Here is a 14,181-nt window from a genome sequence, read left to right as displayed (position 1 = left end):
GGGTCGTACGACCGCCGTATGACGGTCGTACGACATGAACAAGGGGCCGGTCCGGGAGAGTCTCCCGGACCGGCCCCTTCGCCGTTCCCTACGGGCGGCGGACGGTTCGACCGTCCTGGCCGTACTGGCCGTCTATGCCGCCGCGAGCGGGCGGTGCGGGGCGATGATCTGGCCGTCCGGCAGCAGTTCGCCGGTGTCCTCGAAGAGCAGGACGCCATTGCACAGCAGGCTCCAGCCCTGCTCCGGGTGGTTGGCCACCGGGCGCGCGGCCTCCCGGTCGGCGGATTCGGCTGACGGGCAGGCTGGCTGGTGCTGGCACATGGATGCGTTCTTTCGCTGCGGTGTGGTCTGCGTGCTACGGCTCGATGCGTGATTCATGGCCGTCCCCCTGGGTCATCCCCGCACCCGCGGGGAGCGTGTCATCAGTCTTCCCCCATGACAGCCGCTTCGCAGGTATTTCCCGGCAGCTGTCCTCACAGATTGATGACGCATCACTCGTGCGGGCGGTTCAGGCCAACTCCCCTGTCATTTCGGATGGTTCACAAGTGGCCCGGGCGGACTAGGCCGAATGGGCGATTCGGGTCAGGCGGCGGGCGCGGCCAGGGAGGGAGGCGCCGCCGCCGTCGGCGCCGGGGTCAGCCGACGGGTCAGCACGGGCAGCAGCTCGGAGACCGGATGCGGCCGGTACGGGGCGATGCCGGGCGGGGCCGGGGCGAGGGGCACCAGCAGGTCCTCTCCGGCCGGCAGTCCGGCGGCGGCGTCCGCGCCCACCGCCCCGTGCAGCCACAGGGTCAGCATGTAGAGCTCCGGCACCGACAGCAGCCGCGGCTGGTAGCCGGTGGTGAGGGACTCCGCCTGGCGCAGGGCGCGTTCGGTGGCCGCGACATAGGGCCCCTCGAAGAAATGGGAGAAGACCCAGCCGTCGGGAGTCAGCCGGGTGTCGGCCGCCGCGATGTAGCGGTCCCCGCTGCGGATCAGGAACCGCCAGCCCGTGAGCCGGGTGCGCGGCGGCCTGCCGCCGGCCGCGAGGTTGGACAGGCCCAGCCGGTCGAGGACGTGGACCGGAAGCGGGAGTTCGGCGGTCAGCGGCCCCTGGTTCGCGCGCAGGGCCGGGGTGTGCGCCTCGTGGACGGCGGTGGGGGAACCGAGTGCCGCGAGGACGCTGCGCAGGGCGGGCGCGGGAGCCGGAGGGACATGCAGCGGCATGGTGGGTCGCCTCTCACTTGGGAGACCGGTGGAACGGGGGCAGGTGCGGACTCGCATTCTGGGGCCAGAGGGGGGCCGAGGGGCAATGGCCGCGCGCCAACTCTCTGCCTCGTTTGCGGAGTTTATACGACATGTGTTCACGCAGTGTTTCGGCTAGCTGTCCCGCCTATTGCCGGCAAGGCGCTTACCGGACCCGCTGACGTGGCATTCATGCCCGATGCACGCGAACATGTCGCGCTGACCTCGGAGGTTACCGGACGGGGGCTCGGCTGGAAAGCTCCGGTTATCCGGATCAGGCAAAGTCGAAGCGGAATTTGCATACCGCGACTTGCCAGGTGAATGTGCCGAAGCGCCCTTCGGCCAAACCGGCGCGCGCTCCTCGTCGCGCACGCCCCCCGCGCGTTAGGGATCACGCTGCAGGGGCATCATCGACCGTAACGCGCGCCTGGGTGTACCGGGCCAGGCCCACTCGAGGAGGGACGCTTCGATGGGGGAGAAGGTCGTGGCGGGCGGATTCGACCTGTCCGATCGGCAGCGGTATCGAAGGAAACTCCACGAGTGTCTGGAGGGACTGGAGCGACTTCTGGCGGAGAAGAGGTTCGATCGCCCGAAGAACATGATGGGGTTGGAGATCGAGTTGAATCTCGCGGGTGCCGACGGGTTGCCGCGAATGGTGAATGCCCAGGTGTTGGAGCGGATTGCGAGCCCTGATTTCCAGACCGAACTGGGAATGTTCAATCTGGAGGTGAACGTTCTGCCGCACCGGCTCGGCGGCCGGGTATTCGACCGGCTCGCCGAGGAACTCGGCGCGGGGCTGGGGTACGCCCACCGGCAGGCCGCGGAGATCGACGCCGGAGTGGTGATGATCGGCATCCTGCCGACGATCTCCCGCACGGACCTGGTCGCCGCGAACCTCTCGGCGGTGGACCGCTACTCCCTGCTGAACGAGCAGATCCTGATGATGCGCGGGGAGGACTTCACCCTCGACATCGACGGCGTCGAACGGCTGATCTGGACCTCCGGGTCGATCGTGCCGGAGGCCGCCTGCACCTCCGTACAACTGCACCTGCAGGTGACCCCGGCCCGGTTCTCGGCGGTGTGGAACGCGGCGCAGGCAGTGGCCGCGGCACAGATAGCCGTCGGCGCCAACTCGCCCTTCCTGTTCGGGCGTGAGCTGTGGCGGGAGTCCCGGCCGCCGCTGTTCACCCAGGCCACCGACACCCGGCCGCCGGAGCTCCAGGCGCAGGGCGTACGGCCGCGCACCTGGTTCGGCGAGCGGTGGGTGGACTCGGCGTACGAGCTCTTCGCCGAGAACGTCCGCTACTTCCCCTCCCTGCTGCCGATATGCGACGAGGAGGAGCCCCTGCGGGTGCTCGACGGGGGCGGGGTACCGGGGCTGCAGGAGCTCGTCCTGCACAACGGCACCGTCTACCGGTGGAACCGGCCCGTGTACGGGGTCGCCGACGGGGTGCCGCACCTGCGGGTGGAGAACCGGGTGCTGCCGGCCGGGCCGACGGTCGCCGACGTCGTCGCCAACGCCGCCTTCTACTACGGGCTCGTGCGCACCCTCGCGGACGAACCGCGCCCGGTGTGGACCCGGTTGCCCTTCGCCGAGGCGGAGGCCAACTTCGACGCGGCCTGCCGGTACGGGATCGACGCGCGGCTGCGGTGGCCGCGCCGCGGCCGGGCCGGGGGGCTGGCGAGCGTGCCCGCCGTACGGCTGGTCCTGGACGAGCTGCTGCCGATGGCGGCGGCGGGGCTGGACGCCTGGGGCATCGAGCCCGCGGACCGGGACCACTACCTCGGCATCATCGAGGAGCGCTGCCGGCGCCGGGTGAACGGGGCGACCTGGCAGGTGGACACCTACCATCGGGCGCTCGCCGCCGGACTGGAGCGGGACGAGGCGCTGGCCGCGACGACCCGCAGGTACAGCGAGCTGATGCACAAGGGCGACCCGGTGCACACCTGGCCGGTGGGGCTGACGGAGGAGGTGACGGCCTCGGTGCCCGTCGTGCGCTGACCGGACCCGGAGCCGGCCCCTGCCGCGGCAGGGGCCGGCTCCGGGTCCGGGTCCGACCGCCCGCCGCGCCCCCCAGCGGCGCCTCCGACACCGTCCGGTGATCCCGGTGATGGCCCCGCAGTGATCCTCCCGGTCCGCCGAGGAGGCAGTATGGGGTGATCGCAACGGGATGGCAGGACGGAGTCGGGCGTGCGGACGGAGCCGGAGCCGGTGTTCGTGGAACTGGACGAGGACGGGCGGCGGAGCCTGCTGCGCACCGAGACGCTGCTCGTCCTCGCGCTGTCGCTGGGCGCGAGCGGGGTCTCGGCGCTGATCAGCTTCATCGGCTCGCTCACCAAGCCCGGCGGGCTCAAGGACCAGGCGGCCACCCTCAACGGCTCCTACGCCCCGGGCCGGCCCTGGCTGGACCTGGCCTGGCAGCTGTTCGGCATCGCGAGCGCCCTGGTCCCCGTACTCCTCGTGGCGCACCTGCTGACCCGCGAGGGCGCCCCAGGGCTGCGGGTGCTGGGCTTCGACCGCACCCGGCCCTGGTGGGACCTGGGCCGCGGCGCCTTGGTCGCGGCCGGGATCGGCAGTGCCGGGCTGGCCTTCTACCTGGGCGCCCGGGCCACCGGATTCAACCTCACGGTGGTGCCGGAGGCGCTGCCCGACGTGTGGTGGAAGTTCCCCGTACTGATCCTCTCCGCGCTGCAGAACGCCGTGGTGGAGGAAATCATCGTGCTGGCCTACCTGCTGCGCAGGCTCGGCCAGCTGGGCTGGTCGCCCATGGCCGCGCTGCTGGCCAGCTCGGCGCTGCGCGGCTCCTACCACCTCTACCAGGGCATCGGCGGCTTCATCGGCAACATGGTGATGGGCGTCGTCTTCGTCCTCGCCTACCGGCGCTGGGGCCGGGTGACGCCGCTCGTCGTCGCGCACGCGCTCCTCGACATCGTCGCCTTCGGCGGGTACGCCCTGCTCGCGGGCAAGGTGGGCTGGCTGCCGACGCCGTGACCGGCGACCGCCCACCCGATCGGCCCTTCCGGGCGGTGGCGGACGCCGGAGCGGTGCGACGCTGGAGGGCGAGCAAGGAGGCGCGCCCGGTGGCTGTTCTGGACACCTTGGTACCGTTCGCTCCCTTCCTCGTGCCCGTGGTCACCGGCCTGGTGGGCGGCATCAGCCTCCTCATCCGCGACCGGCGCGAGGCGCGCAGCACCGACCACCGCTACCGCCGGCGCCTGGAGAAGGCCCAACTGGAGATCCAGTTCCTCTCGGGCTGGCTCCAGGCCAAGCAGGCGGCGCCGACCGATTCCGTGCCGGATCCGGAGCCGGGACGCTGGCTGGACGAGTGCTACGCGTCGGTGCGCCGGGCCAAGCAGGACACGGGCGGCCGCCACCGGACGGGCCCGGTCTCGCTGCGCCGCCTCCTGCTGCTGGGGGAGGTGAGCGGCCCGGCGAAGAGCGTGCGGGTCGCCTACTGGATCTCCCTCCTCCTGTTCAACGCGGCGCTCGCGTGGTGGGTCAACGCCCTCATCGCCGGCGTACCCGGTTTCATGCACGAGGACGGCGTCTCCGAGTCCGAGGAAATCGCCTCCTATCTGGCGGCGGCCGGCGTTCTCTTCGTCGTGTCGGCCCTCCTGTGGGTGTGGACGGTGCACCTGGGCGCGGCGGAGCCGAAGCAGGTGTACCGCAAGCGGATCGACTCGGCCGCCTGGGAGGAGCAGGAGAGGAGGCGGCGCGCTGCCGCCCGCGCGAAGAGGGACGCGAAGGGGGACGGGGGCGGGTCCGCGGGCTGATCCGGTTGCCCCGGCCCGGCCCGGCCCGGCCCCGCCCGGCACCCGCGTCCGTGCCCCCTGGCCTCACCCCGCCCGTTCGGCACCGGGCGGGGGCGCGAGGAGCTCGCCGTCGACGACCGTGACGGCCCGGCCGGCCAGCAGGGTGCGCTCGCCCGCCAGGGTCACCCGTACGAGCCCGCGGCGCGCACCGCCCTGGAGGCCGGTCAGTTCGGTGCGGCCCAGGCGCTCCGCCCAGAACGGGGCGAGCGCGGTGTGGGCGCTGCCGGTGACCGGGTCCTCGTCGATGCCGAAGGCGGGGAAGAAGCCGCGTGAGACGAAGTCGTACCCGAGGGAGGGATCCTCGGCGGGCGCGGTGACGATCACCCCGCGGCGGGCGAAGGCGCGCAGGGCGGCGTGGTCCGGCTCCAGCTCGCGCACGGTCTTCTCGTCGGCGAGCTCGACGAGGAGGTCGCCGATGTGGTCGGCCGTGTCGTGCACGGAGAGGATCGGGGGACCGCCGAGCGCGTGGTCCACGGCGGCCGGCGGTGCGACCGGGGTCAGGGAGGACGTCGGGAAGTCCATGGTGACCGTGCCGTCCTCGGCCGTCGCGGCCGTGAGGATGCCGCAGCGCGCCGAGAACCGGATCAGTCCCGTGGCGAGCCCGCCGGTGGCCAGTACGTGCGCGGTGGCCAGCGTGGCGTGGCCGCACATGTCCACCTCGGCGGCCGGGGTGAACCAGCGCAGCGCCCAGTCGGCGTCCCCGCCGGGCGGAAGGGGGTGGGCGAACGCGGTCTCGGAGAGGTTCATCTCGCAGGCGACCTGCTGGAGCCAGGCGTCCGGGGGGAACGCGGCGTCGAGGAGCAGGACTGCCGCGGGATTCCCGTGGAAGGGGCGGTCGGTGAAGGCGTCGACGATTCGGATGCGCATGCCCCGACGGTAGGGCGGTTTCTTGATCGTCGACAAAGGCCAATCGGGGGTGACTGGCCCTGTCCGGTGCTGTGCCGGGCCGGCCTTCGCCGGGATCGGGGGCCCCGGTTGATCGTCGGCGCTGTGAACCGCCTTACCCGTACGCACTAGTGTGCGCACTGTGCGCGTACTTCTGGTGGAAGACGATGAGCCGGTCGCCGAGTCCCTGCTCCGCGGCCTGAGCCGTTACGGCTTCGACGTCGAGTGGGTCACCACGGGCGGCGCGGCGCTGGGCCACGAGGGCCCGTACGACGTCGTCCTCCTCGATCTCGGGCTGCCCGACACCGACGGCCTCGACGTGTGCAAGGCGCTGCGCGGGCGCAGTGCCGTACCGATCATCGTCATCAGTGCCCGCAGCGACGAGACGGACCGGGTGGTCGGCCTGGAGCTGGGCGCCGACGACTACGTGTCCAAGCCGTTCGGGGTCCGCGAGGTCATCGCCCGAATACGAGCGGTGATGCGGCGCGTGCAGCCCCGCACCCCTTCGTCCCCGGAGAGCGCGCCCGACCGGTACGGCGCCCGGCTCACCATCGACCGCCGGGCCGCCCGCGTGCGGCTGGACGGCCAGGAGGTGGCGCTCGCCCCCAAGGAGTACGACCTGCTCGCCTTCCTCACGGAGGAGCCCGGCGCGCTGATGTCCCGCGAGCAGATCATGGAAGCCGTCTGGGACGCGAACTGGTTCGGTCCGACCAAGACGCTGGACGTGCACGTGGCCGCGCTGCGGCGCAAACTCGCCGGGGCGATCACCATCGAGGCGGTACGGGGGGTCGGCTTCCGGCTGGAGGCCGGCAAGGGCGCGGACGACGACGCTCCATGATCCGCCAGCTGATCCGCAGCTACATCCTGCTCGTCGCCGTGGCGATCCTGCTGTTCACCGTGCCGGTGGCCTTCACGCTCACCGCGCAGCTGCGCGACGACACCGAGGCGTTCGTCAAGCGCGAGGCGACCACCATGGCGCTGCTGCTGGGCAACGGCAACGCCAGCTCCTGTCAGGCGCTGGAGGAGGTGGTGCGGGCGTACGAGCGGGAGACCCACGACCGGGTGGAGGTGACCGTCACCGACAGCTGCGCGCCGGACATTCCCGCGCCGGCCTCCGACGCGGTCCTGACCCGGGCGCTGCAGGACGGGGAGGCGACGACCGACTGGGGTTCCGACCTCATCTGGGGCCGCGATCTGGTGATCACCGTCCCCGCGAAGGACAGGGGCCGGATCGTCGGCGCCGTGCGCATCGTCTACTCGACCGGCAACCTCACCCACCGGCTGTGGACGATCTGGGGCTTCCGGGCCGGCCTCGCGGTGGCGGTGCTCGGCGTGGCGGCGCTGATCGGCGCGGTGGTGGCCCGCCGCCTGACGCGTCCGCTCCGCCAGCTCAACGACGTGGCCAGCAGGTTCAGTGACGGTGACCTGTCCGCGCGCTCCCCGGTCGAGGGCCCGCAGGAGACCCGGACCCTCGCCCGGACCCTCAACCAGGCGGGCGAGCGGCTGGACACGCTGATCGCCTCGCAGCGCATCTTCGTCGCGGACGCCTCCCACCAACTGCGCACGCCGCTGACGGCCCTGCGCCTGTCGCTGGACAACATCGCGGACGGCGTCGACGACGAGTTCGTGCACGAGGACGTGGAACTGGCGACCGCGGAGGTCGTCCGGATGAGCCGTCTGGTCAACGGCCTGCTGGTACTGGCCCGGGCGGAGGCCAAGGTGTCCGCGGCGGAGCCGCTGCCGCTCAGGGGCGTCGTGGAGGAAAGGCTGTCGGTGTGGCGGCCGGCCGCCGACGAACGCGGCGTCACCATCGCGTTCGCGGCGGGCGCCGACAGCGGCCCGGCCGTGCTGGCGAGCCCCGGTCACCTGGACCAGGTGCTGGACAACGTGCTCTCCAACGCGCTGGAGGTCTCGCCGGACGGCGGCACGATCACCGTCCGGATCGACCCCCGCGGTGCCGAGGCCGTGCTCTCCGTCCTCGACGAGGGACCCGGCATGTCGGACGCGGAGAAGTCCCGCGCCTTCGACCGGTTCTGGCGCGGTCAGGGCCTGACCGGGCGCTCCGGTTCGGGCCTCGGGCTCGCCGTCGTCAAGCAGCTGGTGACGGACGACGGCGGCACGGTGACCCTCCAGGACGCGCCCGGATCGGGCCTGTGGGTGATCATCACCCTTCGGGCATCTTCGAGGAGTGGTGGTTGACGATCAGCCACTTGCCGCCGCGCTTCTCGTACTCGTACGTGTAGCGGGCCTTCACGGTGCTCTTCGCGCCGGTCTTCGGGTCGGTGAGCGTGAACGCGTAGACGCCGGTGTCGATGGCGGAGTCCTTGTCGAGGACGTTGACCATGGTCTCGATCTTCACGCCGACGGGCTTGTTCTGCAGGAAGTGCTCGAAGTAGTCGACTATCTCCGCGCGGTCGGTACGGATCTTGTTGGAGACCGTGGGCAGGAGGACCGCGTCGCTCGCGTAGAGGTCGGCCACCTTCCTCGGGTCGCCGGTCTGCAGGGCCTTGTTCCAGGTGTCGAAGAGGCCCGCGATCCGGTCCTTTCCGGGCTGGGGGTCCCGGTGCTGGGGCCCGGCGGTCGCGGCGACGGTACCGACGGTGGCGAGGGTCAGGACTGCGGTGCCGGCGATGACGGCTGCGCGCTTGCTGAGGGAACGACGGGTCAACTCATCTCCAGTGCGAGGTGGTTCGGATCGGGTCCGCTTCCCGTCGGGAGGTCCCTGCCGGGAAGTCATCGAGGGGAAGCGGTTCCAGACTCGCCGTCCACGGGCCAGGAACGGTGCAGGTGATCTACAGCGCACGGCCAGGACACGTCCAACCCTCGGCCCGGCCCGCTCACACCTCGAGAATCCCTGCGCGCCGCATCCGTATTTCGGAGCGCACGAGTTCGAGGAGACGCCCCGACCAGTTGCGGCCCCGGCCGGCGTTGTCGCCCCAGAAGGCCGAGTTCACGTCGTCGTAGATCACGGTGGAGTCGTCCGTCGCCAGCAGGACCTCGGCCAGCTCGGGATGCTGGTCGTACTTGGCGCGCAGCAGGTGTGTCATGACGGCGGTCCGGACGTGCTCCCAGTCCTCGCGGCGCGGTACCCCGGCCGCGAGCGTGCGTGCCGCGGAGGCGTTCTCCGCCGTCGCGATCGTGTGCCGCGTCTCGGGCCCGGCGGCGGACAGGGCCCAGTAGGCGTGGGCGACGGAGGGGTAGTCGGTGTCCGCGACCGTGATCGGGGCGGGATAGTCGTGCCGCAGGCCGACCTTTCCGGGATCGGCCACCGGCTTGCCCGGATACGAGTGGTACAGCTGGACGGCCGGTGCGTGCGGTGTCTCCGGTCCGTCCGCGGGGAGGCGGGTGCCCCGTTCGGCGTTCCAGCGGGCCCGCTCCTCGAAGTACGCGAGAGCGCCGTCGTAGTTCTCCTGTGTGACCGTTCCGTCGAACGAGAGGTAGGTCCGGCCGCCGGGGCCTGCCACCAGTACGCGCAGCGGCCAGTCCTTGCGGTCCATGTCGCCCAGCGCGAAGCGGCGCTGCGACTCCGGGACGGCCAGGAACGCGGCACGGGCCGCGGCCCGGTTCTCCTCGGTCCGGTCGGCGAGGAAGACGTCGACGGCGGCCAGGCAGCGGTCGGTCGAGTCGGGCCGTCCGTTCAGCTCGTCGATGGTGTCGCGGACTTCGGCGACCAGCAGCTCGGGCGTGATCCAGCTCTCCGGCTCGCTGAACTTCCAGTCCGCCAGCTCGTGGGCGGACGCCTCGCCGCCCTCCGGAAAGCTGGTGGCCACCCAGCCGGTGCGCAGCTTCTCCTCGAACTCCGCGACGGTGACCAGGCCCCAGCAGTCGATGAGCCCGTCCGCGTAGATGAAGAGGTCCGTGAGGAAGTAGCTGCCGCCGTTGCGGATGAAGGCGTGGCGCCAGGTTCCGGGTATGCGGACGCCGTCCGCCGTGCGATGAGTGATCCGGTTGCCGATCATCCCGAGATTGTGCCGCAGCGGTCGCCGCGCGGACCGTGATTTTCCTCGGGATGGTTCCCGGCACCTCCATGATCGAGGATGCACTATCGGCGACAGGTTCCGATATATCGTTGACAGGTCGCGAGCCGTCGCCGATAGTGGAGACATCGGACAACCGATGAAGCAACGACAACGTGACGAAAGGAGCGCAGTCATGCGTTCACACGGACAGCACGGACACGATCACGGACATGACCACGGACGGGGCCACGACCACTGCGGGCCCGATCGTCGGGAGGGTTTCAAGGGGCGGCGGGCCGCCTTCGGCCCGTTCGGGCCGCCCTTCGGCGGGGGCCCCTTCGGTGGCCGCGGCGGACGCGGCGGACCGCGCGGCCGGGCCCGGCGCGGCGATGTGCGCGCCTCGATCCTGGCGCTGCTCGCCGACCGGCCGATGCACGGCTACGAGATGATCCAGGAGATCGGCGAGCGCAGCGGCGGGGCCTGGAAGCCCAGCCCGGGTTCGGTCTACCCGACCCTGCAGCTGCTCGAGGACGAGGGGCTCATCACGAGTGCGAGCGAGGGCGGCAAGAAGCTGTTCACGCTCACCGACACCGGCCGCACCGAGGCCGAGTCGGGCCCGGACGCCCCCTGGGCGGACACCGGGCGCGGCTTCGACTTCGAGGCGATGCAGGAGGTCCGGGCGGCCGGTGCCGGCCTGATGGAAGCCTTCGGGCAGGTCTTCAGGACCGGCACGCCCCAGCAGCGCGAGAAGGCCCTCGGGGTCATCAACGACGCCCGCAAGAAGCTCTACCTGATCCTGGCCGACGAGCACTGAGCCCGACCGGCCCCGGCATGCGGCGGCGCGCCCCGCGAGTTCGTCTCGCGGGGCGCGCCGCCGTGCAAGGGGTGGGGGCCGGCGGTCAGACGACCAGGCCGGCCAGCTTGCGCAGCGACTCGTTCAGCGCGGCCGTGGCCGAGTCCTTGAGCTTGCCCGCCATGAGGGACACGGCGGCCCCGGTGAACTCGCCGTCGATGCGGACCGTGGTGGCCCCGCCGTCCGGGGTCAGGGTGTACCGGGTGAGGACCGCCACGCCCATCGGACCCTTGCCGGTGATGGCGAAGAGGCGCTCGGCCTCCAGTTCCGAGACGGTCCAGACGACCTCGGCCGGGAAGCCCATCATCTTCATGTTCTCCGCGAAGGTGGCGCCGACCGCGAGGGTCTCGGGTCCGCCCTGGGGGAAGTTCGTGTGGGTCATGCTCCACTGCCCGTACGCGTCCCAGTCCGTCAGCTGGGACCAGAGCTGCGCGGCGGACGCCTCGATGCGTGATTCCGCGGTGACTTCGGCCATGCGACCACCCCTTCTCGTCGGGTACGTGCGGCGGAAGGTAGCCCCGGCGGGCGGAACATTCAATACTGACGACCTGTCAGATATGGCCGGGATCGGCGGGGGGTGATCTCGACTCCGTCTCAACAGGTGTCATCCCCGTGACGGTCCTGACCTGCCCTGTCATGATGGCGGAATGCAAGCGTCAGGGAGAAATGCCGGACTGGGCCTCGCCCTCGTCTCGGCGTTCGCGTTCGGTGGTTCCGGAGTGGCGGCGAAGCCGCTGATCGAGGCGGGTCTGGACCCGCTCCACATGGTCTGGCTCAGGGTGGCCGGGGCGGCTCTCGTGCTGTCCCCGCTGGCCTGGCGCCACCGGGACCTCGTGCTGCGCAGGCCCGCGCTGCTCGCCGGCTTCGGACTGGTCGCCGTCGCGGGTGTGCAGGCCTTCTACTTCGCCTCCCTGTCCCGCATACCCGTCGGCGTGGCCCTGCTGCTGGAGTACCTGGGCCCGGCGCTGCTGCTCGGCTACATCCGCTTCGTGCAGCGCAAGCCCGTGACGCGCGGCGCCGCCGCGGGCGCGGCCGTGGCCGTCGTCGGGCTGGCCTGCGTGGTCGAGATCTGGGCCGGGCTGAGCCTGGACCCGCTCGGCGTGCTCTTCGGCCTCGCCGCCGCCTGCTGCCAGGCCTTCTACTTCGTCTTCGCCGACCAGGGCGCCGACGGGGACGACGCCCCCGACCCGCTCGGGGTGATCGCGTACGGCATGCTCGTCGGCGCCCTGGTGATGACCGTGATCGCCCGCCCCTGGGAGATCGACTGGCAGGTGCTGGGCGGTGATGCCTCCGTGGGCGGCACGATGGTGCCCGCTCCGGTGCTGCTCGCCTGGGTGGTGCTGGTCGCGACCGTGTTCGCCTACCTGACCGGTGTGGTGTCGGTGCGCCGGCTCTCGCCCCAGATCGCCGGAGTCGTCGCCTTCCTGGAGGCGGTCGTCGCCACCGTGTTCGCCTGGATCCTGCTCGGCGAGCACCTTTCCACCTGGCAGATCGTCGGTGGCGGCCTGGTGCTGGGCGGTGCCTTCATCGCACAGTCCTCCCGGCCTGCCCCGCCGGCGCCGGCCGTCGCCGAGCAGGTCGTACCGGGCCGCGAGGCGGCCGCGGTCGGCAAGGGCTAGGGTGGCGGTCATGCATTCGACCGTGCTTCCGCCTCCCGCCGCCTAGCGCGGGCGGCGCCACCACGTCAGGTACCCGACCCGGGGAGCCCCCGGGCGGATCCGTGCTGCCCGCGAAGCGATGACCTGCTTCCTTTCATCCTTCACGCATGCGCGGAGACATCTCGTGTCGAACCATTCGCCCGCTGCCGGGCGCAGTCTGCTGTACCTCGTCGTCGCCGGAGCCGCCTGGGGCACCGCCGGGGCGGCCGCCTCCCTCCTCTTCCTGGCCAGTGACCTCGGCCCGCTCGCCCTGTCCTTCTGGCGGTGCGCGGGCGGGCTCGTGGTGCTGCTCGGGGTGCTCGCCGTCCGCGGGTCCCGGCCCGTCCCGGGGCGGGTGCGGCCCCCGGTGTCCTCGCTGATCGTCACCGGTCTGCTCTTCACCCTCTTCCAGGCCGCGTACTTCGCCGCCGTGCGCGAGACCGGTCTCGCGGTGGGCACCGTGGTCACCCTCGGCGCCGGCCCCGTGATCATCGCGCTGGGCGCCCGCCGCTGGATGGGCGAGCGGCTCGGCCGCGGTGGCGCGGTCGCCGTCGTGGGGGCGCTGGCGGGGCTGGCCGTACTGGTGCTGGGCAGCGGCGGCGGCGAGGTGCGGCCGCTCGGCGTCGGCTGGGCGCTGCTGTCGGCCGCCGGGTACGCGGGGATGACCCTGCGGGCACGGTGGCTCGGGCAGCGCGGGGCGGGCGGGGACCCGCTGGTGACCACCGCCTGGTCGGTCGCGGTGGGGATGGTGTGCCTGCTGCCGCTGGCCGCGGCGGAGGGGCTGTTGCCGCACACCGCCGAACTCGGACGGGTGCTCTGGCTGCTGGTGTACGTCGCCACCGTGCCGACCGCGCTGGCGTACGCGCTCTACTTCACGGGTGCCGCCGCGGTACGGGCCGCCACCGTGTCGGTGATCATGCTGATCGAGCCGGTGAGCGCCGCGGTGATCGCGGTCCTGCTACTGGGGGAGCGGCTGACCGGCGCCGTGGTGCTGGGCACCGTACTGCTGCTGACGGCGGTGGGCGCGCTGATCGTGGCCGAGGCCCGTCGGCCGGTGGCCGCGCCCACCCCCGTACGCCGCAGTCCTCAGAGCGCGCTGAGGTAGTCCGGGACGGCGATGCCCGGGGTGAGGTCCGTGGCGGGCACCGGGGTTCCGTACGCCGGGGCCACCGGGACCACGCCCGCCCAGTACGGCAGGTCCAGGTCCTCGGCGTCGTCGTTCACCGGGCCGCTGCGGATCTTCGCGGACACCTCGGCGAGGTCCACGCGGATCACCGCGGTGGCGGCGAGCTCCCGGGCGTTGGCCGGCCGGGTGTCGGCGGAGCGGCCCGGGGCGACGGCGTCGACCATCGCGTCCAGGGCCGTCCGGCACTCCGCCTCGTCGGTGACCTGGTGGGCCGTGCCGTGCACGACCACCGAGCGGTAGTTGAGCGAGTGGTGGAAGGCGGAGCGGGCCAGGACCAGTCCGTCGACGTGGGTCACGGTCACGCAGACGGGCAGCCCCGGGTCGGTGCGGCGGGCCGCGAGCAGCGGGCGGGAGCCGGTCGAGCCGTGCATGTAGAGTGATTCGCCGACGCGGGCGTACAGCGTGGGCAGGACCACGGGCGCGCCGTCGCGGACGAAGCCGAGGTGGCAGATGTAGGCGCCGTCGAGTATCGAGTGCACCGTCGCGCGGTCGTAGCGCGCCCGGTCGCGGGAGCGGCTGGGGACGGTGCGGTCGGTGGGCTCGTAGCCTCCGGCCGATCCGTCCCCCGCGGTCCCCTCGGGCCTCGTCGTGGGCGTCTGCGTGGCGGGCGTGGCGGTCATGGTG

Annotated in this window: 15 protein-coding genes; 8 read left to right on the top strand and 7 right to left on the bottom strand. The window is 72.1% G+C overall.

Translation table 11 applies throughout. From position 1 onward, the window contains the following. Positions 1-132 precede the first annotated feature (132 nt). Together ACXNSR_RS07390 and ACXNSR_RS07385 are read right to left on the bottom strand one after the other, a co-directional pair. A complete protein-coding gene (locus tag ACXNSR_RS07390) occupies positions 133-321 on the bottom strand; it encodes a DUF5999 family protein (RefSeq protein ID WP_030009772.1) in 189 nt (62 codons plus the stop codon). A gap of 261 nt (positions 322-582) precedes the next feature. Beyond that, a complete protein-coding gene (locus ACXNSR_RS07385) occupies positions 583-1,206 on the bottom strand; it encodes a hypothetical protein (protein WP_458641349.1) in 624 nt (207 codons plus the stop codon). 487 nt (positions 1,207-1,693) lie between these two features. On the opposite strand from ACXNSR_RS07385, the gene ACXNSR_RS07380 reads away from it, so the two are divergent. From ACXNSR_RS07380 to ACXNSR_RS07370, 3 genes are all read left to right on the top strand, one after another. Continuing rightward, positions 1,694-3,226, top strand: a complete 1,533-nt coding sequence (locus ACXNSR_RS07380; RefSeq protein WP_458641348.1) for a glutamate--cysteine ligase — start codon at positions 1,694-1,696, stop codon at positions 3,224-3,226. Positions 3,227-3,415: 189 nt separating this feature from the next. Continuing rightward, the gene (locus tag ACXNSR_RS07375) at positions 3,416-4,216 is read left to right on the top strand and encodes a CPBP family intramembrane glutamic endopeptidase (RefSeq protein ID WP_458641347.1); all 801 of its coding nucleotides are present in this window, start codon (positions 3,416-3,418) and stop codon (positions 4,214-4,216) included. Between the two features lie 89 nt (positions 4,217-4,305). After that, positions 4,306-4,998: a hypothetical protein gene (locus ACXNSR_RS07370; RefSeq protein ID WP_458641346.1), complete on the top strand. Its 693-nt coding sequence runs from the start codon at positions 4,306-4,308 to the stop codon at positions 4,996-4,998. A gap of 63 nt (positions 4,999-5,061) precedes the next feature. On the opposite strand, the gene ACXNSR_RS07365 is transcribed toward ACXNSR_RS07370, so the two are convergent. After that, a complete protein-coding gene (locus ACXNSR_RS07365; RefSeq protein ID WP_458641345.1) occupies positions 5,062-5,904 on the bottom strand; it encodes a PhzF family phenazine biosynthesis protein in 843 nt (280 codons plus the stop codon). Positions 5,905-6,064: 160 nt separating this feature from the next. On the opposite strand from ACXNSR_RS07365, the gene ACXNSR_RS07360 reads away from it, so the two are divergent. Together ACXNSR_RS07360 and ACXNSR_RS07355 are read left to right on the top strand one after the other, a co-directional pair. Beyond that, positions 6,065-6,760, top strand: coding sequence for a response regulator transcription factor (locus ACXNSR_RS07360; RefSeq protein ID WP_458641344.1), 696 nt, complete (start codon positions 6,065-6,067; stop codon positions 6,758-6,760). After that, on the top strand, positions 6,757-8,121 hold the full coding sequence (locus ACXNSR_RS07355) for a sensor histidine kinase (RefSeq protein WP_458641343.1): 1,365 nt from the start codon (positions 6,757-6,759) through the stop codon (positions 8,119-8,121). The genes ACXNSR_RS07360 and ACXNSR_RS07355 overlap by 4 nt, the downstream gene beginning before the upstream one ends. Here the strand turns inward: ACXNSR_RS07355 and ACXNSR_RS07350 are convergent. Further along, a complete protein-coding gene (locus ACXNSR_RS07350) occupies positions 8,087-8,590 on the bottom strand; it encodes an SgcJ/EcaC family oxidoreductase (protein ID WP_458641342.1) in 504 nt (167 codons plus the stop codon). The two genes, ACXNSR_RS07355 and ACXNSR_RS07350, sit on opposite strands and share 35 nt — an antisense overlap. Before the next feature lie 169 nt (positions 8,591-8,759). Further along, positions 8,760-9,881, bottom strand: coding sequence for an NADAR family protein (locus ACXNSR_RS07345; RefSeq protein WP_458641341.1), 1,122 nt, complete (start codon positions 9,879-9,881; stop codon positions 8,760-8,762). A gap of 193 nt (positions 9,882-10,074) precedes the next feature. Between ACXNSR_RS07345 and ACXNSR_RS07340 the strand changes: the two genes are divergently transcribed. Further along, a complete protein-coding gene (locus ACXNSR_RS07340; protein WP_458641340.1) occupies positions 10,075-10,695 on the top strand; it encodes a PadR family transcriptional regulator in 621 nt (206 codons plus the stop codon). 85 nt (positions 10,696-10,780) lie between these two features. On the opposite strand, the gene ACXNSR_RS07335 is transcribed toward ACXNSR_RS07340, so the two are convergent. After that, entirely contained in the window at positions 10,781-11,209 is a 429-nt protein-coding gene (locus tag ACXNSR_RS07335) for a type II toxin-antitoxin system Rv0910 family toxin (protein ID WP_458641339.1), read from the bottom strand. A gap of 172 nt (positions 11,210-11,381) precedes the next feature. Between ACXNSR_RS07335 and ACXNSR_RS07330 the strand changes: the two genes are divergently transcribed. Both ACXNSR_RS07330 and ACXNSR_RS07325 read left to right on the top strand, forming a co-directional pair. After that, a complete protein-coding gene (locus ACXNSR_RS07330; protein ID WP_458641338.1) occupies positions 11,382-12,353 on the top strand; it encodes an EamA family transporter in 972 nt (323 codons plus the stop codon). A 163-nt stretch (positions 12,354-12,516) separates the two neighbouring features. After that, on the top strand, positions 12,517-13,476 hold the full coding sequence (locus ACXNSR_RS07325; protein ID WP_458641337.1) for a DMT family transporter: 960 nt from the start codon (positions 12,517-12,519) through the stop codon (positions 13,474-13,476). On the opposite strand, the gene ACXNSR_RS07320 is transcribed toward ACXNSR_RS07325, so the two are convergent. Beyond that, on the bottom strand, positions 13,458-14,177 hold the full coding sequence (locus ACXNSR_RS07320) for a pyridoxamine 5'-phosphate oxidase family protein (protein WP_458641336.1): 720 nt from the start codon (positions 14,175-14,177) through the stop codon (positions 13,458-13,460). The two genes, ACXNSR_RS07325 and ACXNSR_RS07320, sit on opposite strands and share 19 nt — an antisense overlap. Positions 14,178-14,181: the final 4 nt, after the last annotated feature.

It is taken from the genome of Streptomyces sp. NC-S4 (assembly GCF_054353315.1).
Note: the sequence above shows the minus strand (reverse complement) of the source record. Positions and strands in the feature narration are given on the sequence as shown.

Coding starts and splice junctions, on each gene's coding strand:
- ACXNSR_RS07390 (WP_030009772.1), bottom strand. CDS start 321: ATGTGCCAGCACCAGCCAGCCTGCCCGTCAGCCGAATCCGCCGACCGG.
- ACXNSR_RS07385 (WP_458641349.1), bottom strand. CDS start 1,206: ATGCCGCTGCATGTCCCTCCGGCTCCCGCGCCCGCCCTGCGCAGCGTC.
- ACXNSR_RS07380 (WP_458641348.1), top strand. CDS start 1,694: ATGGGGGAGAAGGTCGTGGCGGGCGGATTCGACCTGTCCGATCGGCAG.
- ACXNSR_RS07365 (WP_458641345.1), bottom strand. CDS start 5,904: ATGCGCATCCGAATCGTCGACGCCTTCACCGACCGCCCCTTCCACGGG.
- ACXNSR_RS07355 (WP_458641343.1), top strand. CDS start 6,757: ATGATCCGCCAGCTGATCCGCAGCTACATCCTGCTCGTCGCCGTGGCG.
- ACXNSR_RS07345 (WP_458641341.1), bottom strand. CDS start 9,881: ATGATCGGCAACCGGATCACTCATCGCACGGCGGACGGCGTCCGCATA.
- ACXNSR_RS07340 (WP_458641340.1), top strand. CDS start 10,075: ATGCGTTCACACGGACAGCACGGACACGATCACGGACATGACCACGGA.
- ACXNSR_RS07335 (WP_458641339.1), bottom strand. CDS start 11,209: ATGGCCGAAGTCACCGCGGAATCACGCATCGAGGCGTCCGCCGCGCAG.
- ACXNSR_RS07330 (WP_458641338.1), top strand. CDS start 11,382: ATGCAAGCGTCAGGGAGAAATGCCGGACTGGGCCTCGCCCTCGTCTCG.
- ACXNSR_RS07320 (WP_458641336.1), bottom strand. CDS start 14,177: ATGACCGCCACGCCCGCCACGCAGACGCCCACGACGAGGCCCGAGGGG.